This window comes from Bacillus sp. HMA207 (genome assembly GCF_003402455.1).
Taxonomy (GTDB): Bacteria; Bacillota; Bacilli; order Bacillales; family Bacillaceae_G; genus Bacillus_A; species Bacillus_A cereus.
The window spans coordinates 2,929,900-2,948,228 of record NZ_BEZT01000001.1 but is presented as its reverse complement, the minus strand read 5'-3'; the positions used below and the strand labels follow the sequence as shown (position 1 = coordinate 2,948,228).

Sequence of the window (18,329 nt, the reverse complement as noted above, 5' to 3'; positions counted from 1 at the left end):
TGAAAATAAAGATTATTCAAGGTGTAAGGGTAGATTTGATTTATGATAAACTTAGATGTGGAATATATTTCAAAAAAGAGGTTTGGAAATGGAAAAAAATTCGATATTAATTGTAGATGACGATAAAGATATTATTCAATTTATTAATGTGAATTTAAAACAAGAAGGTTTTAAAGTTTTTAGTGCTCATAACGGAGAAGAGGCTTTAGAAATAATAAATAATAACAGTATTCAACTTGCTATTTTGGATATTATGATGCCTCAAATGGATGGTATAGAACTTTGTAGAAGGATTAGAGAGAAACATAGTTTACCAATTATGTTTTTAAGCGCGAAATCATCGGATGTAGATAAGGTAATTGGATTTAGTACTGGGGCAGATGATTATATTGTGAAGCCGTTCAGTACAATTGAATTTATAGCAAGAGTGAAAGCTCAATTAAGAAGGTATACATATTTCAATCAAAATGCTCCCCAAGTAATGGAAAAGAAAATAAATATTAGAGGTTTAGAAATAGATGAAGTGTCGAGAACAGTAATGTTATATGGAGAGAGAATCAATCTTACGAAAACTGAATATGATATTTTACACTTAATGGAAGCTGCAAGGAATCGTGTGTTCACAATTGAAGAAATATATGAGAGCGTTTGGAACGAAAGAGCCTATGAAAGTAATAATACAGTAATGGTTCATATTGCAAGATTGAGAAATAAAATTGAAGAGAATCCAAAAGAACCGAAGTTTATACAAAATGTTTGGGGAGTCGGATATAAAATTGAAGATTAAATCATTACAATGCATTAGAGCTAAGTTTTTTATCGCATTCATATGTAGCATCTTGTTAGCGACTGTAAGTATAATAGTGTTTCAAATTTTGGTTGGAAATATATATAGTCAGGTTAATGTTTTAGAGGAAAAATATTCACTTTTATATTTTATAGTTTTTTTGATTTTTACTACAACATACTTTGCATTAATGACAAAAACACTGATGAAAAGGTGGTCTCAAATTAACAAGAACGTGAAGGAAATAAGTGACGGTAATTTTGAAATACATATACCTATTTTGAAAAATGACGAGATTGGTGAACTAGCGGCAAATGTTAATAGAATGGCGAAAAGTTTAAAAGAGTCTATCGAGAATGAAAAAAAATCACAGGAAATGAAAAATGAAATGATTAGTAATATTTCTCATGACTTACGAACGCCAGTAACATCTTTAATCGGTTATGCGGACCTGTTAGGAAATAAACTTCATTCGAATGGAGAAGAATGTGAACAGTATGTAAGTATATTAAAGCGAAAAAGTTATGAATTAAAAAATCAAGTAGATGATTTATTAGAATACTGTCAAATAAATTATAGAGAGATTGAATTACATAAAGATGAAGTAGATATGAAAGCATTAATTGAACAAATCATGATTGACTTTGTACCACAATTAGATGATGCCAATATGAGCTTTTATATTAAAAGTGATGAAGTGCTACATGTAGAAGTTGATGTGACACTTATAGTGAGACTATTTGAAAATGTAATAGGTAATAGTATTATGTACGGGAGAGATGGAAAGGGAATTGCAATTGAAATTTTCAATAAAACAATGAATGTTGAAGTAGAAATTAAAAATTTTGGACAATGCATTCCGAAAGAGGACCTTCCTTACATTTTTGAGAAGTTTTATCGTAGTGAAAAATCACGTAGTTCTCATACGGGCGGTAAAGGAATAGGACTTGCAATTTCAAAAAGTATAGCCGAGCTCCATCAAGGGGATATCACTGTACGTAGTAATGATAAAGAAACAGTTTTTACTGTGAAATTACCGCAGTATAAAAAAGTAAGAAAGTCGTAAGTATTTCTTTTATATGTCGTAATTTTTACTTTGTATCATTGAGAAAAAGGATATCAGAGTAGGGATGCGACATGTGGAAGAAATTTTTATTAGTAATTATAGTTTCTTTTTTAATTATAAGTTGGATCTTAGTTTATGTAGCTAATGGTGTTACATCAGTCTTTGTTTGGTGGAGTATACAGGCTTTTAGTGTAATTTCCGTTTTTCTCTTAATAGGATCAATAATAATATTTTTTTGGAAAGGCATTTTTAGAAAGCGGATAGATAGAACGCTATTTTTAATCATTCTGTTTTCTATAATTGGAGCTTGGCCTTTCGGTTGGTTTGCTAATATAGGTAGAATTGCTTACCCAGCAGATATACAATCTATGAGTCCTAAAGTAGTAGTTCGTTTTCCTTTGAAGGAACGAGCATTAATCGGTTGGGGTGGTGATCGGTTAGAAACGAACTATCACGTTATAAAACCAAATGAAAGGTGGGCATATGATATTCTCATTCCACCTGCTGAAGTGAAAAGTAGTAAGTTAGAGGATTACGGAATATATGGAGCAAAAGTAATGGCGCCAGCTTCTGGGACGGTTGTATCAATTAATAATAATGAACAAGATTTAGTTCCGGGATCGGATAATTTTCAGTCAATGGCTGGTAATCATATTTATTTACGACTAGATGAAACGGGCACATTTTTGTTCCTTGGTCATTTAAAGAAAGGCTCAATTAAAGTAAAAGAAGGGCAACGTGTAAATGAAGGGGATATTCTTGCGCAAGTTGGTAACTCAGGAAGTTCAAGTGAGCCGCATTTACATATTCATCATCAAAGGCAAGATCCGTCCAAAGTAAGTATGTTTTTTGCGGAAGGATTGCCACTTTACTTTCGAACTGAAAATGGTGTGATGATGCCGGAAAGAGGGGCATACATAAGTGGTAACTAGAAGAAAATCATTTCATCCAAAAAGGGTATTCCAAATTAAAATTGGAATACCCTTTTTCATTACCCTACAAATGTTTGATACAGTAAGAAGATATTTAAAACGATAACGAGAGCAGCAATTATCCATGCGATAAATGTTGTTATGCGGTGGTTAACGAGTGCACCCATAATCTTTTTATTACTTGTAAACATAATAAGTGGCACTAATGCAAATGCAATACCGAATGATAAGACGACTTGGCTCATGACTAGAGCGTATGTTGGATTTACACCTAAAGCGATAATTACTAGTGGTGGAATCATTGTAATAAATCGGCGTAAATATAACGGAATATGCATGCGAATGAAACCTTGCATAATAATATCACCCGACATTGTACCGACAGAAGAGCTAGATAGTCCTGCTGATAAAAGTCCAATCCCAAATAATGCAGCCGATACAGGACCTACTAAATTGGTAAATTGAGTGTAAGCAACATCTAAATCTTCAACGTGCAAGCCATTTTTAAAAAATAGTGCAGCTGCTACAATTAACATACTTGCATTAATTGCTCCAGCAATAACCATTGCAATAATAATATCGATAAATTCGAAACGAAAAATCTTTTTCTTTTGTTCGTCAGTTGTTCCGACCACACGGCGTTGTGTTAATGCAGAATGCAAGTATATTGCATGCGGCATAACTGTCGCACCTAAAATCCCTGCTGCAAGTAATATACTGTCTACACCTTGGAATTTTGGAATAAATAGTCCTGAAAGAAGGGGACTTAATTCTGGTTTTGCATAAAAAACTTGAATCCCAAAAGCAATTACTACAATGAAAATCATTCCTGTAATAATAGCTTCTAGTGGACGAAATCCTCTACGTTGAAATTCAAGGATAATAAATGATCCGGCTGCTGTAATTAAAGCGGCAGGTAGCATGGGGATTCCAAATAGTAAGTAAAGCCCCAATGCAGCTCCAATAAATTCCGCTAAATCTGTAGCCATAATAACTAGTTCACCTTGTATCCATAAGCCGATAGACACAGGCTTTGGAAAGTTTTCACGAGCTATTTCGGGTAAATTGTTTCCTGTAGCAATTCCTAATTTAGCCGATAAAGTTTGGATTAATACAGCCATTAAGTTAGAAGCGAGTATAACCCATAATAGTAAATATCCATATTGTGAACCAGCTGCGATATTTGTAGCAAAGTTGCCAGGATCAATATAAGCAACGGACGCGATAAAAGCGGGCCCTAAAAATGGTAACAGTCTTTTCCAGCCTTTTGTTTCTCCACTTAAAGCTAAGTGAGCTGATTGTACGGTTGTACTTTCAGAAGGGAGATGTTCATCTTTTGTTATATCTTTATTCATAGTAGTTTTCCCCTTTAAAATGTTAACTTGATGAAATTATTGTATTTATTCTTACTCATTATTTCAATACATTTAAATATGTTATATGATAATTTCATTTGAACACGAAAGTTTCCTTAATGCAAATTATATGCCTTTATGCAATGGATGGTGTGATAACGTAAAATAAATTGGGAGTTTATGGTGTGATGACGTGGGGAAACATAATAAATTAAAGGGTCAATTTTGAAATTTATGTGAACATAAAGCCGATAATCCAGCATATTAATTGATGGAATTGCATTTGTATGATATATAATATATTGGGATTACAACATAACCATAGTGTTTTGATGTGTAATCTTGTTTTTTATTTTTGTTAACTGATAGAAAATAGTATAAAGAAAAGAAAATGGGATTCATTTTCTTATTATATATGTTTTGATATGAACGTTAACTTATACATGATTTTAAAAATTAGATAGGTGGTAGAAATACATTGGCAACTACAAAACCATACAGAGTATTACTATATTACATGTACACAACAATTGAAAACCCAGAAGAATTCGCGGCAGAGCATTTAGAATTTTGTAATTCACTTGAATTAAAAGGAAGAATTCTTGTAGCGAAAGAAGGTATTAACGGAACTTGTTCTGGAACTGTAGAACAAACAGAGAAATACATGGAAGCAATGAACAATGATCCACGTTTTGACGGTATCGTATTTAAAATAGATGAAGCTGATGGTCATGCATTCAAGAAAATGCACGTGCGTCCTCGTCCAGAGTTAGTTACACTTCGTCTAGAAGATGACATTAACCCACACGAAATAACTGGCAAGTATTTAGAACCAAAAGATTTTTATGAAGCAATGAAACAAGAAGATACAGTTATCATTGATGCACGAAATGATTATGAGTTTGATTTAGGTCACTTCAAAGGTGCGATTAAACCTGATATCGAATCATTCCGTGAATTACCAGATTGGATTCGTGAAAATAAAGAAGTACTTGAAGGTAAAAAGATTTTAACTTATTGTACAGGCGGAATTCGTTGTGAGAAGTTTTCTGGTTGGTTAGTTCGTGAAGGCTATGAAGATGTAAGTCAGCTTCACGGCGGAATTGTAACGTACGGAAAAGACCCAGAGGTACAAGGTGAGCTTTGGGATGGACAATGTTACGTGTTCGATGAGCGTATTGCTGTACCAGTAAACCAAAAAGAACATGTTATCGTTGGTAAAGACCACTTTACAGGTGAACCTTGTGAGCGCTATGTAAACTGTTCAAATCCAGAATGTAATAAGAAAATTTTATGTTCTGAAGAAAACGAAGCGAAATATTTACGTGCATGTTCTCATGAATGTCGTGTAAGTCCACGTAACCGCTACGTAATACAACATGAATTAACGGAAGAGCAAGTAGCTGCTGCATTAGAGCAAATCGAAGCAGGGAAGTAAACTGAATTCGTATAATAAAAGGGATACTCCAAGTTTAATTTTGGAGCACCCTTTTTTTATTATCCGGTCCTGTTATTTGTCGGTAAGTCGATATATTAAAAAAATCGCTGATATATTTCGAGTTGCGCCGATATAATGGGAAAATCACTGATAAAAATTCACTTACTGCAGCGGGCCAAGAATTTGAAAATAATCTTCTTTAATTTTTATCTTCTTTCTCTTTAACGGCAGAAAGTACAGTTTGTTTTACCCAAGCTTTTCTTCGTTTATGTTGTAGACCCCATTGGTATAAACTTTGGGATCCTAAAATAAGTGAAATGACAATGCCGCTAATCGCAATTAATAGAGCGAAAAATTCAAGAGGTGACGATATTTTGTTTGAATCGGTGTTTCTTAAAAGGTCAATCATAGTAAACCCTAACATTTGGCCCACTACAGAGTAGAGCGTTAAAATTAATAATAAAAGGCTATCTTTTTTAGAGGCGACATTTTCTTGATATTTAAACAAACTATCAAGATTTTGTTTCGCGTTCGAGTATAGAACCTCAATATTAAAAAGTTTTCTTAAGCGGAAGAAAATATCTTCACTCTGTGATTGGGATACTAATTCTAAAGAAAAATAATTAGCAGTGAACGAATTGATCGAATAAATTAATTTCTCTATTTCATTAGTATCTTGTTCAATATTTAGCTCAGCATAGGCGTTCGCCATTTTTAATAAAACAATTTTATGGAATAGGTTTAATAATAAAGCGTAATAAAATTCCCCGTACATTTGACTAGCAAGTTTAGCGATTTCGCGTTCTCCTTCATTTGTTACACATGTAAAAATATGTTCTTCCATTATGAAATAACGATTTGGAGCCCATCTCTGGTAAGCGTGTTTTTTTAAATAGTCATGAATGTAAGGAAGGTTATTTGCACTCACATATGGCTTACCATCACTTGTTAATCCGGAAAGACTAGAAGTACGATAAACATCCACTTCGTTAAGTTCCATACCTTCTTTTAGTGACAATAAAGTTTGGACGTACATTCTTTGGTCTTCGAAGAAAGGGAAGGTTTGAAAGTATGAACTTCTTAATCTCTTCTTTTCAAAGAAATCAGTTACGCCATGAAATAAATAACCAAAAATGAATTTTTCAACTTGGGAATACTTTTTTCCGTTACATTCAATACAAATAGTCTCATTTGTATCATTTTTAGTTTCAAGTACACGGAAGCGAGCAGCGAATTCGATTGCTTCAGATAAAGTCATGTTTGGAGCAGTGTTTACTTCTGTTCGAATTGTTAAGAAGCCAAGTTCATAAGGACAAAGTGTTACATCAATAGAGTGTATCTTGAATGGGATTGAAATAAGGTTTGTTGTTAAATGTCCAGTTAAGTTAAGGTCCTTTGAATAACGTTGCAAGCCCTTTTGATGCTCTGAGTGAGGAAAGAGAATTTTATTGGTAAATGAAAGATAGTATGCTTCCATATTTTGATGTGAAACTTTAAACTCCCCATAATATGTATTTTCATCATCGAGATGATCGAGCCGAAAAGGACGAAAATCGTTTTTTTGTAAGAAAGGGAACATATTTTGTTCATATCCAGTTTTAAAAGAAAACGGGAATATAAATTGAAATATAGCTGTTGCTACACCTTTTTCCTCAATTGATTGTATTGCCTCCATCTACATTGTGTCCTTTCCATATATGCTATAGAAACAACATGCCCAAATTTATTTGAAAATAACCACTCTTTTATACTCAATTGAGAGTGAAAATTCAGCTTATTTAGCAGGGAACATGTATAATGTTATGTATACTAAAAGTTATAAAATTGTATTTTGAAAAGGGGGATGCTGTATGCGGATTTTAGTATTAGGCGCTGGTGGAGTCGGAGGATTTTTTGGTGGCAGATTAGTCGAGAAGGGAGAAGATGTCACGTTTCTTGTTCGTAGTAAACGGAAAAAACAATTAGAGGAAAGAGGACTTGTAATCCGAAGTGTTAACGGGGATTTTTCCTTCCGACCGAAATTAATAACGAAAGAAGAGCGAACTTCTCCATTTGATGTCATTTTATTTTCAACAAAAGCGTATCACTTAAACGAGGCAATTCAAGATTTGAAGCCGTTTGTTGGCGAAAATACTGTAATCATTCCATTGTTAAATGGTATCGCTCATTTATCGCTATTACAAAAAGAATTCGGCGAAGAAAAAGTAATTGGCGGTTTATGCTTTATCGAGACGACGTTAAACGATCAAGGAGAAATTGTACAAACTAGCGCTGCCAACAGACTTGTGTTTGGAGAAATTAAGTCTCAAAATTCAGAGAGAGTAAAGCATATTTCTAAAGCATTTTCAGGTACGAAATCTAGTTTTGTTTTAAGTGAAAATATTACGCAAGATATGTGGCATAAATATTTATTTATTACTGTAATGTCAGGTGTGACAACGTTAATGCGTGCACCAATTGGACCAATCCGTGAAAGTGAAGGCGGCCGTGATTTTATCCGTAATGTGTTTGAGGAATCTGTACAAATCATGAGAGTATTAGGAGCTCCAGTAAAGGAAAATATTGCCCAGGAACATATGAAAACGATTGATAAAATTTCGTATGATATGAAGTCATCAATGCAACGTGATATGGAAAAGGGTTCGTTTATTGAAGGGAAGCACTTGCAAGGATATTTACTGGATGTAGCAGAGAAATTTTCTATAGCGGCACCATTATTAGAATCTATATATCAAAATTTAAAGGTGTATGAAGAGATGACCTTTAACAAATCTGTAATAGAATTAGATGTATGAAAAAATAAAAAAGATAGCAATATATAAGTGTATTGCTATCTTTTTTATTTTTTTGTATGACAAATTATTTATTTCTTTTCGTTCTATCTGTCAAATTTATTTCCTGTTCACGTTTACCATATAACTGATTAATTTCATTTGCTACTGCATCTAAATATGAATCGGAAAAAATAGGCTTCTTTTCTTTAGACATATGGGTCTCCTTTGCGGATTTTTTAGTATTCATTATGTATATTTCTCAGTGGATTATGCACAATCATTTTAATTTTTTTCTTATTGAAAATTTTTGTTTACTTTTTGAAAATAAAGGAGTATTATAATCCACAGTTTCAATTTTCTAAATCGCTGAAACCGCATGGTACGGGGGACCCGTTTTTACGGATTAGTACATAATCCGATGGGGTGAATCCTTAAAAAAGGTAGGGCTACTCATAGGCCCGAATCCGACAGCTAACCTCGTAAGCGTTATATTGAGAAGGAAGGTGGAGCTTGTGCGACAAAAAAAATAATGTCTACAAGTCTATTTCGCTATGGCTTGTAGACATTTTTTGTTTTCTGAGGAAATAGTTTACTGGCTGTAACAAGCAGAAAAGTTCGTACAAAATTATTGGAGAGTGGACAGCATTGGTTTCATCTATTAAAAGATTTTTAATTGGAAGACCGTTAAAATCAACGGAGCTTGGAGAACAAAAGCTTAATAAAACGAAAGCTTTAGCTATTTTATCTTCTGACGCATTGTCATCAGTTGCTTACGGTCCAGAGCAAATTTTAATTGCTTTAGCAGGTGTTGGAGCGATCGCTTATTGGTATTCCATTCCGATCGCTGTTGGGGTATTAGTATTATTGACAGCCCTTATTTTATCTTATCGTCAAATTATTTTTGCTTATCCGCATGGCGGGGGAGCGTATGTTGTATCAAAAGAAAATTTAGGGATGAATCCAGGCTTAATTGCTGGAGGATCTTTATTAGTTGACTATATTTTAACTGTTGCGGTAAGTGTGTCCGCTGGTACAGATGCAATTACGTCTGCGTTTCCTAGCTTACATGCACACAACGTAATTATTGCGGTTATATTTGTTATATTAATTACGATATTAAATTTAAGGGGAGTAACGGAATCAGCTTCCGTTTTAGCATATCCTGTTTATTTATTCGTTTTAGCACTATTTATATTAATTGGTGTGGGCATATATAATATTTTAACTGGTCATGTTTCACCCACTTTACATGCGCCGATTGGTACACCAGTTGCAGGGATTAGTTTATTTTTATTACTAAGAGCATTTGCATCAGGTAGTTCTGCTTTAACAGGTGTTGAAGCAATTTCAAATGCAATTCCGAACTTTAAAGATCCTGCGCCAAACAATGCTGCAAAAACATTGCTTGCAATGGGTGCATTACTTGCTGTGTTATTTTCAGGAATTGTATTTTTAGCTTATTATTACGGAGTGACTCCGAGTAAAGAAGTAACAGTTGTTTCTCAAATTGCTGAACAAACATTTGGACGTAATTTCATGTACTATTTCATACAAGGTACAACAGCTTTAATATTAATTCTCGCTGCTAATACAGGTTATTCTGCATTTCCTTTATTAGCGGTTAACCTTGCAAAAGATAAATTCATACCGAGAATGTTTACGATTAGAGGAGACCGTCTAGGTTACTCAAACGGTATTATTATACTTGGAGTTGCTTCGATTATTTTAATTGTAGCTTTCCAAGGACAAACAGAACATTTAATTCCGTTATATGCAGTAGGTGTATTTATTCCATTTACACTTTCTCAAACAGGGATGGTATTAAAATGGCTTCGCGAAAAGCCTGAAGGATGGGCTTTAAGATTAACGGTTAATTTAATTGGTGCAGTTATTAGTTTTATCGTAATGAGCATGTTCTTTTTAACTAAATTTGCACAAGTTTGGTCGATTCTTATTTTCTTACCAGTTATTATCTTCTTATTCCATCGAATTAAGAAGCATTATGATGCAGTGGGTGATCAATTAAGTTTAAAAACTTGCGAACCTCTTATTCCAATTGAGGGGAATGTAATTGTCGTTCCTGTAGCAGGTATGACCCATGTAGTAGAAAATTCATTGAACTATGCGAAATCTCTTTCGGCAGATCAAGTTATCGCAGTATATGTTGCTTTTGACAGAGAAGAGGAAAAGAAATTTGAAGAGAAATGGAAGAAGTGGCAACCTGAAGTAAGGCTTGTTACATTACATTCCCATTATAGAAGTATTATTCAGCCGCTAACGAAGTTTATCGATACAGTGCAATATAAGGCGAGTGAATCGAATTACCGTGTTACGGTCGTTATACCACAGTTTATTCCGAAAAAAGGTTGGCATAACATTCTTCATAATCAATCCAGTTTACTCATACGTGCGTATTTACTTTATAAAAGAAATGTTGTTATTACGACAGTTCCATATCATTTGAAAAAATAAGAAGATTTTTAAGGATAGCTTTGTGAAAATGAAGCTATCCTTTTTGTGTATATGCTATGCATAATTGCATATGGGCTTAAAAATTATACTAATATAATTTAATTGGTTATTTGAAAGTAGTGTTTTCTGTTGTGATATGTAGATATTTCAATCGATAAAGCGAATCGGATTATATTTTGAAATAAGGACATGAAAGCTTGAAAATAAAGGGAATGAAAATACTTCTTTACGATATATAAACAGCTGTGTTTAAATGACCTTACAGTACAAAACTTATATGAAAACAAAACGGAATTTCATATTTACTTACGTTATTAAGTTTAAAATGAATAATATTTTTATGTAATATATTCACTGTATTGATGTGGAAAATGAGGGTCGATAGAAAATTTATGCAATGTTATTCATACTAAGCACATATGAAAAGTTTTATAACAATAAGTAAGTACTGTGGCAATAACAGTTGGGAGAGATGGTTCGTACGTCAATCACGGTGAGTACGTCCTCTATTTTAACTATCTTAAATTATATGCAAGAAAATAGAATAATAAAATGCGATAGTAATAGTTGCTAATACATAGGAGGAGTTAAAGTGAAAAAAACTTTAATTACAGGGTTATTGGTTACAGCAGTATCTACGAGTTGCTTCATTCCTGTAAGCGCTTACGCTAAGGAGGGGCAAACGGAAGTGAAAACAGTATATGCGCAAAATGTAATTGCTCCAAATACATTATCCAATTCAATTAGAATGTTAGGATCACAATCACCGCTTATTCAAGCATACGGATTAATTATTTTGCAACAGCCAGACATTAAGGTAAATGCGATGAGTAGCTTAACGAATCATCAAAAGTTTGCAAAGGCGAATGTACGAGAGTGGATTGATGAATATAATCCGAAGCTAATTGACTTAAATCAAGAGATGATGAGATACAGCACTAGATTCAATAGCTATTATAGTAAGCTCTATGAACTAGCAGGAAACGTAAATGAAGATCAGCAAGCAAAATCAGATTTTATGAGTGCATATGGAAAATTACAATTGCAAGTACAGAGCATCCAAGAGAGTATGGAGCAAGATTTATTAGAGTTAAATCGATTTAAAACAGTATTAGATAAAGATAGTAACAACTTATCAATTAAAGCCGATGAAGCAATAAAAACACTGCAAGGATCAAGCGGAGATATTGTGAAATTAAGAGAAGATATTAAAAGGATTCAAGGGGAAATTCAAGCTGAACTAACTACTATTTTGAATAGACCTCAAGAAATCATTAAAGGTTCTATTAATATCGGTAAACAAGTATTTACAATCACAAATCAAACTGCACAAACGAAAACAATCGATTTTGTTTCTATCGGTACTTTAAGTAATGAAATTGTAAATGCCGCAGATAGTCAAACGAGGGAAGCAGCTCTTCGCATTCAACAAAAGCAAAAAGAGTTATTGCCACTTATTCAAAAGTTATCACAAACTGAAGCAGAAGCGACTCAAATTACATTCGTTGAAGATCAAGTAAATAGCTTTACAGAATTAATTGATCGTCAAATTACAACTTTAGAAACGTTATTAACGGATTGGAAAGTTTTAAATAATAATATGATCCAAATTCAAACAAATGTTGAAGAAGGCACGTATACAGACAGTAGTTTACTTCAAAAACATTTCAATCAAATTAAAAAAGTAAGTGATGAAATGAATAAGCAAACAAATCAATTTGAAGATTACGTTACAAACGTTGAAGTACATTAAACAGAAAAATAATTAGCGATATAGGGAGAGAAGAAAAATGACAAAAAAACCTTATAAAGTAATGGCTCTATCAGCACTGATGGCAGTATTTGCAGCAGGAAATATTATGCCGGCTCATACGTATGCAGCTGAAAGTACAGTGAAACAAGCTCCAGTTCATGCGGTAGCAAAAGCTTATAATGACTATGAAGAATATTCATTAGGACCAGAAGGCTTGAAAGATGCAATGGAAAGAACAGGTTCAAATGCTTTAGTAATGGATCTGTATGCTTTAACAATTATTAAACAAGGTAATGTTAACTTTGGAAATGTATCGACTGTTGATGCAGCTTTAAAAGGAAAAGTGATTCAGCACCAAGATACAGCTAGAGGAAATGCGAAGCAATGGTTAGATGTATTAAAGCCACAGCTTATTTCAACGAATCAAAACATCATTAACTACAATACGAAATTCCAAAACTATTATGATACTTTAGTTGCTGCGGTAGATGCAAAAGATAAAGCGACTCTTACGAAAGGCCTAACTAGATTATCAAGTAGTATTAATGAAAATAAAGCACAAGTGGATCAGTTAGTAGAAGACTTAAAGAAATTCCGAAATAAAATGACGTCGGATACGCAAAATTTCAAGGGTGATGCAAATCAAATTACATCTATATTAGCTAGTCAAGATGCAGGGATTCCCCTTCTGCAAAATCAAATTACAACGTACAATGAAGCAATTAGTAAATATAATGCAATTATTATCGGTTCATCTGTTGCGACAGCTCTAGGACCAATTGCAATTATTGGTGGTGCAGTAGTTATTGCTACGGGCGCAGGAACACCGCTAGGAGTCGCATTAATTGCAGGTGGTGCAGCAGCTGTAGGCGGTGGTACAGCTGGTATCGTATTAGCGAAGAAAGAACTTGACAATGCACAAGCTGAAATTCAAAAAATAACTGGACAAATTACAACTGCTCAATTAGAAGTAGCTGGGTTAACGAACATTAAAACACAAACTGAGTATTTAACAAATACGATTGATACTGCAATTACAGCGTTGCAAAACATTTCAAACCAATGGTATACAATGGGATCAAAATACAATTCTTTACTTCAAAATGTGGATTCAATTAGTCCAAACGATCTTGTTTTCATTAAAGAAGATTTAAACATTGCGAAAGATAGCTGGAAAAACATTAAAGACTATGCAGAAAAGATTTATGCGGAAGATATTAAAGTAGTAGATACGAAAAAAGCATAATCGAATACGAATCGTTAGAGCGTTAAGTGTTGATGAATGATTTGAAGCTCCTGTTCAGTTGTGAGCAGGAGCTTTTGATATCCTTATAAAGAGAATAGGTGAAAAATATGCAGAAACGATTTTATAAAAAATGTCTTTTAGCGGTAATGATTGCTGGGGTGGCAACGAGTAACGCATTTCCTTTACATCCTTTTGCAGCAGAACAAAATGTAAAGATGCTACAAGAAAATGTGAAAAGCTATTCTCTTGGACCAGCCGGATTCCAAGATGTAATGGCACAAACGACATCAAGCATATTTGCAATAGATTCATATGCAAAATTAATTCAAAATCAACAAGAGACGGATTTAAGTAAAATAAGGTCGATTAATAGTGAATTTAAAGGGAATATGATTCAGCATCAAAGAGATGCAAAAATTAATGCGGCATATTGGTTAAATAATATGAAGCCTCAAATTATGAAAACGGATCAAAATATTATTAATTACAATAATACTTTTCAATCGTATTATAATGACATGTTAATAGCGATTGATCAAAAGGATAGCGGAAAATTAAAAGCGGATTTAGAAAAGTTGTATGCGGATATTGTAAAGAATCAAAATGAGGTAGATGGATTATTAGGAAATTTGAAAGCTTTTCGCGATAGAATGGCGAAAGATACAAATAGTTTCAAAGAGGATACAAATCAGTTAACATCGATATTGGCAAGTACGAATGCTGGTATTCCAGCTCTAGAGCAACAAATAAATACATATAACGATTCGATTAAAAAGAGTAATGATATGGTCATTGCTGGTGGCGTACTTTGCGTAGCTCTAATAACATGTCTTGCTGGCGGGCCGATGATTGCGGTTGCGAAAAAAGATATCGCAAATGCAGAAAGAGAAATCGCCAATTTAAAAGATAGAATTTCAGGAGCACAAGCAGAAGTCGTAATTTTGACTGATGTAAAAAATAAAACAACAAACATGACAGAAACAATTGATGCAGCAATTACAGCACTACAAAACATATCAAATCAATGGTATACAGTAGGTGCAAAATATAATAATTTACTACAAAACGTAAAAGGAATTAGTCCGGAAGAGTTTACGTTTATAAAAGAAGATTTACATACAGCGAAAGATAGCTGGAAAGATGTAAAGGATTATACAGAAAAATTACATGAAGGTGTGGCAAAGTAAACAGTGGACTAGTTCTGCTGTTTATTTTTTTATCCTGTTTTTTGTGAGAGTTGAGCTTGCAATTATATATAAGTTTGTCATGTGTTTTATCCATGTGTGTGTAAAAATCTTTTCGTTATCGCTCCCTTTGATAGAATCCATGTTCATATGGTTTTTTTACCGAATTTTTTAAAAATTAAATTTTATGACTTGATAATTCGTTTAAAATGATTTAATCTTATCTCAAATGATATATTTATCTATCAAAAATACTTTTGTAAAGATAAAGGAGTGATTGAGAATGTTAAACGCCCCATTGATGGTAAGCCTTTAGGTGCAGCAGCATTGAAAAGATTGGGAAGAAATGAGTGAGCTTTCACAATAAAGAACTCTATAATTTGATGTAGTGTTTGATACCTTCGATTAGATTTTTTGAAAAACAAACCAATATTAATTGAATCAAAGTTTAGAAAGTATGGTATGAAAGCAGGTTAGTGAGGGGAATTCAAAACCAATTTAATAAAAGCGAGGTAAATAATATGACTTTTGAAGAAAAATTACAAGCATATGCAGAACTTACGGTGAAAATCGGTGTCAATATTCAACCAGGGCAATACTTATTAGTCAATACATCAGTGGATGCATTGGATTTCGCCCGTATAGTTGTGAAAGAGGCTTATAAGGCTGGGGCAGGGCGTGTTCATGTTAATTTTTCGGATGAAGAAATGGAACGTGCTTACTTTGATTATGCCTCAGATGAAGAATTTAATCGCTTCCCAGAGTGGATAGTCAAAATGAATGATGAGCTGATCGAACGTAAAGGAGCACTATTAATGATAGATGCTACAGATCCTGATAAATTTACAGGTATTTCATCTGATCGTCTAGCTACCTATCAAAAGGTAGCAGGAGCTGCTCTGAGAAACAATCGCAACGCCGTAATGAAGGATTCAATAGCTTGGTCGATGGTAGCAGTTCCTTCACCAAAGTGGGCATCGAAGGTGTTCCCGGATTTAGCAGCAGAGGATCAAGTACCAGCATTATGGGAGGCTATTTTTAAAGCTGTTCGTATTGGTGAAGGCAGTACTATTGAAAAATGGCGTGAACATGTAACAAATTTAGAATCTCGTGCGGTCCTACTGAACAATAAAAAATATATGAAGCTTCACTATACAGCGCCAGGTACTGATTTAACAATTGCATTAGCACCACAGCATAAATGGGTTACTGGAGGTGGTAAAACTCCTGATGATACTATCTTTATGGCTAATATGCCGACAGAAGAGGTTTATACGTTACCGATGAAACAAGGTGTAAATGGCTATGTAAGCAATACAAAACCATTAGTTTATCAAGGGAATATTATCGATGGCTTTAAACTGACATTTGAAGAAGGAAAAATTGTTAATGCTGGAGCACAGGTAGGACACGATTTATTACAAGAGCTTATTAATGTGGATGAAGGCTCTTGCTATTTAGGTGAAGTAGCACTTGTACCACATGAATCACCAATTTCAGCATCGGGAATTTTATATTTTAATACATTGTTTGATGAAAATGCATCGAACCATTTAGCGATTGGTAAAGCTTATCCAACTTGCTTAGAGGGTGGAAGAGATTTAGAAAACGATCAACTTGAAACGTTAGGGGCAAATATTTCAGTAACACATGAGGACTTTATGATTGGCAGCAGTGAGATGGACATCGACGGTATTCTACCAGATGGAACTGTAGAACCAATTTTCCGTAAAGGTAGCTGGGCATTTTAAGTTTTTAATTTGAATAAAGGAGTAGAGTGGATGAAGCGATTAGCATAATCGGTGCAACTATATAGGTTTTTCATCTGCTTTTGCTCAGGCTGAAAACTAGCTCTTTAATTAGAAGTAAAATGCATGCAAAGGAGATAGGCCAATGAATTTCTGGGAATTTGTTTTGATAATTGTAAATTTTAGTCTATTGAGTTGGGTACTGTTAGTAGGCAGAGAAACGAAAAAGTGGTCTAAATTAGCTACTTTGGTTGCCGTTGTAATGGTTACAGTTCAGTTATTGGCAGAAGGTTTTAGGTGGCAGATGATTCCGGCATATATATCCCCAGTTATCTTAATTTTATGCTATTTATTAACTGGGCGGAAAAAGGGTTTTAGAAGTTCGGGTATATTCATAGTTAAGACTTCGTTGCTATGTATCTATTTGTCTGTAGCAGTTGCGCTACCCTTACTTATGCCAGTATTTTCATTTGAAGAACCAACTGGACCACATAGGGTCGGTACGAAGGTATATCATTGGATTGATCATCAGAGAAATGAACCATATTCGAAAAATCCAACCGATCGGCGCGAACTGATGGTGCAAATTTGGTATCCTGCAGCTGAAAAAAGCAAGGGGGATCGAGAACCTTATATTCGTAACATAAATGAGCTCTCCAAGGGATTGGAAAAAACATTGTCCATTCCTGCATTTGCATTCAGCCACATGGAATTGGTAAAGTCTCATTCGTTTATGGATTTACAACTCTCAGACTCAGAGAATCACTATCCCATATTACTTTTCTCTCATGGTTTTAATGGTTTTCGTAATCAAAACACGTTTCAAGTTGAGGAGTTGGCTAGTCAAGGGTACATTGTTCTAAGTATCGATCATACCTTTGATGCTGCAGCTACCGTCTTTCCAGATGGTCGAACTGCTTACGTACAGCCCATCAATTTAACTGATGAAGGGGATAGCCACATAAAATTATGGGAGGAAGATGTCAGCTTTGTCCTTAGTCAGATAGAGAAACTTAACCAAAACGATGAGACCGGCTTCTTTACAGGAAGACTGGATACATCGCGAATTGGAATGTTTGGCCACTCTTACGGTGGAGCTACCGCAGCACAAATACTTGCAAAAGATTCTCGTGTCAAAGCAGCTATCAATATGGATGGTACATTCTATGGGAAATTTTTTCCTGAAAATGGAATTGGAAAACCGTTTCTGCTCATGAGTGCAGAAGAGCCTGATGAAGCAGATCCCTATGAAGTGAGGGAGCGATACGGACGTGGGTTAGCTGGTGGTGGTATGTCAATGCTCATTCCTCATACGGATCATACAAGCTTCACTGATTTACATTTGTTCTCCCCTGTGTTGCAGAGCCCAGGTGAAAATCCAAAGGAAGTTCATCGTATTATCAACGAATTCAGTCTGGCATTTTTTGACCAGTATGTAAAACAGAAGGATGACGGCTCCATCCTTAAAAGGCTGATGACCAAATACCCGGAAGTGAATTTTAAAATAAACCGATAACTTTATGCAGAAAGTAACTCGTACCATTTCCTTTGGCTCTTGTATTTATTACATTAAA

Annotated in this window: 14 protein-coding genes and 1 riboswitch; of the genes, 11 read left to right on the top strand and 3 right to left on the bottom strand. The window is 34.3% G+C overall.

Annotated elements, in window-relative coordinates; genetic code table 11:
- Positions 1–88: 88 nt before the first annotated feature.
- The 3 genes from HMAS_RS15155 to HMAS_RS15145 all read left to right on the top strand — a co-directional run bounded on the left by HMAS_RS15155 (position 89) and on the right by HMAS_RS15145 (position 2,785).
- Complete coding sequence (locus tag HMAS_RS15155) at positions 89–787, top strand: response regulator transcription factor (protein ID WP_116344904.1); 699 nt, start codon at positions 89–91, stop codon at positions 785–787.
- Entirely contained in the window at positions 753–1,853 is a 1,101-nt protein-coding gene (locus tag HMAS_RS15150) for a sensor histidine kinase (RefSeq protein WP_162871154.1), read from the top strand. Before HMAS_RS15155 ends, HMAS_RS15150 begins: the two co-directional genes overlap by 35 nt.
- A gap of 71 nt (positions 1,854–1,924) precedes the next feature.
- Positions 1,925–2,785 (top strand): M23 family metallopeptidase, encoded by an 861-nt coding sequence (locus HMAS_RS15145; RefSeq protein ID WP_000265538.1) that lies wholly within the window; start codon positions 1,925–1,927, stop codon positions 2,783–2,785.
- Positions 2,786–2,844: 59 nt separating this feature from the next.
- Here the strand turns inward: HMAS_RS15145 and HMAS_RS15140 are convergent, their stop codons facing one another.
- A complete protein-coding gene (locus HMAS_RS15140) occupies positions 2,845–4,140 on the bottom strand; it encodes an Nramp family divalent metal transporter (RefSeq protein WP_001030679.1) in 1,296 nt (431 codons plus the stop codon).
- A gap of 478 nt (positions 4,141–4,618) precedes the next feature.
- On the opposite strand from HMAS_RS15140, the gene HMAS_RS15135 reads away from it, so the two are divergent.
- A complete protein-coding gene (locus HMAS_RS15135) occupies positions 4,619–5,578 on the top strand; it encodes a rhodanese-related sulfurtransferase (RefSeq protein ID WP_000246231.1) in 960 nt (319 codons plus the stop codon).
- 199 nt (positions 5,579–5,777) lie between these two features.
- On the opposite strand, the gene HMAS_RS15130 is transcribed toward HMAS_RS15135, so the two are convergent.
- On the bottom strand, positions 5,778–7,253 hold the full coding sequence (locus HMAS_RS15130) for a hypothetical protein (protein WP_116344902.1): 1,476 nt from the start codon (positions 7,251–7,253) through the stop codon (positions 5,778–5,780).
- A gap of 175 nt (positions 7,254–7,428) precedes the next feature.
- Between HMAS_RS15130 and panE the strand changes: the two genes are divergently transcribed.
- Positions 7,429–8,373, top strand: coding sequence for a 2-dehydropantoate 2-reductase (gene panE, locus HMAS_RS15125; protein ID WP_016122294.1), 945 nt, complete (start codon positions 7,429–7,431; stop codon positions 8,371–8,373).
- 64 nt (positions 8,374–8,437) lie between these two features.
- On the opposite strand, the gene HMAS_RS28255 is transcribed toward panE, so the two are convergent.
- Positions 8,438–8,566 (bottom strand): hypothetical protein, encoded by a 129-nt coding sequence (locus HMAS_RS28255; RefSeq protein ID WP_000031873.1) that lies wholly within the window; start codon positions 8,564–8,566, stop codon positions 8,438–8,440.
- 140 nt (positions 8,567–8,706) lie between these two features.
- Positions 8,707–8,853: riboswitch (cyclic di-AMP (ydaO/yuaA leader) on the top strand.
- Positions 8,854–8,997: 144 nt separating this feature from the next.
- Between HMAS_RS28255 and HMAS_RS15120 the strand changes: the two genes are divergently transcribed.
- The 6 genes from HMAS_RS15120 (at position 8,998) to HMAS_RS15095 (ending at position 18,271) form a co-directional block, all read left to right on the top strand.
- A complete protein-coding gene (locus HMAS_RS15120) occupies positions 8,998–10,824 on the top strand; it encodes an APC family permease (RefSeq protein ID WP_000254887.1) in 1,827 nt (608 codons plus the stop codon).
- Between the two features lie 592 nt (positions 10,825–11,416).
- Positions 11,417–12,577 (top strand): non-hemolytic enterotoxin NHE subunit A, encoded by a 1,161-nt coding sequence (gene nheA, locus HMAS_RS15115; RefSeq protein ID WP_025710132.1) that lies wholly within the window; start codon positions 11,417–11,419, stop codon positions 12,575–12,577.
- Between the two features lie 37 nt (positions 12,578–12,614).
- On the top strand, positions 12,615–13,823 hold the full coding sequence (gene nheB, locus HMAS_RS15110; protein WP_000162975.1) for a non-hemolytic enterotoxin NHE subunit B: 1,209 nt from the start codon (positions 12,615–12,617) through the stop codon (positions 13,821–13,823).
- A 107-nt stretch (positions 13,824–13,930) separates the two neighbouring features.
- Entirely contained in the window at positions 13,931–15,010 is a 1,080-nt protein-coding gene (gene nheC / locus HMAS_RS15105; protein WP_025710131.1) for a non-hemolytic enterotoxin NHE subunit C, read from the top strand.
- A gap of 518 nt (positions 15,011–15,528) precedes the next feature.
- The gene (locus HMAS_RS15100; protein WP_025710130.1) at positions 15,529–16,758 is read left to right on the top strand and encodes an aminopeptidase; all 1,230 of its coding nucleotides are present in this window, start codon (positions 15,529–15,531) and stop codon (positions 16,756–16,758) included.
- Positions 16,759–16,900: 142 nt separating this feature from the next.
- Positions 16,901–18,271 carry an alpha/beta hydrolase family protein gene (locus HMAS_RS15095; RefSeq protein ID WP_044307028.1) on the top strand — a complete coding sequence of 457 codons (1,371 nt, stop codon included), beginning with the start codon at positions 16,901–16,903 and terminating at the stop codon, positions 18,269–18,271.
- Positions 18,272–18,329 lie beyond the last annotated feature (58 nt).

Bases quoted from the DNA above. Each gene is read 5' to 3' on its own strand.
- HMAS_RS15155 (WP_116344904.1), top strand. From the start codon at position 89: ATGGAAAAAAATTCGATATTAATTGTAGATGACGATAAAGATATTATT.
- HMAS_RS15150 (WP_162871154.1), top strand. From the start codon at position 753: ATGTTTGGGGAGTCGGATATAAAATTGAAGATTAAATCATTACAATGC.
- HMAS_RS15145 (WP_000265538.1), top strand. From the start codon at position 1,925: ATGTGGAAGAAATTTTTATTAGTAATTATAGTTTCTTTTTTAATTATA.
- HMAS_RS15140 (WP_001030679.1), bottom strand. From the start codon at position 4,140: ATGAATAAAGATATAACAAAAGATGAACATCTCCCTTCTGAAAGTACA.
- HMAS_RS15130 (WP_116344902.1), bottom strand. From the start codon at position 7,253: ATGGAGGCAATACAATCAATTGAGGAAAAAGGTGTAGCAACAGCTATA.
- panE (WP_016122294.1), top strand. From the start codon at position 7,429: ATGCGGATTTTAGTATTAGGCGCTGGTGGAGTCGGAGGATTTTTTGGT.
- HMAS_RS28255 (WP_000031873.1), bottom strand. From the start codon at position 8,566: ATGTCTAAAGAAAAGAAGCCTATTTTTTCCGATTCATATTTAGATGCA.
- nheB (WP_000162975.1), top strand. From the start codon at position 12,615: ATGACAAAAAAACCTTATAAAGTAATGGCTCTATCAGCACTGATGGCA.
- nheC (WP_025710131.1), top strand. From the start codon at position 13,931: ATGCAGAAACGATTTTATAAAAAATGTCTTTTAGCGGTAATGATTGCT.
- HMAS_RS15100 (WP_025710130.1), top strand. From the start codon at position 15,529: ATGACTTTTGAAGAAAAATTACAAGCATATGCAGAACTTACGGTGAAA.
- HMAS_RS15095 (WP_044307028.1), top strand. From the start codon at position 16,901: ATGAATTTCTGGGAATTTGTTTTGATAATTGTAAATTTTAGTCTATTG.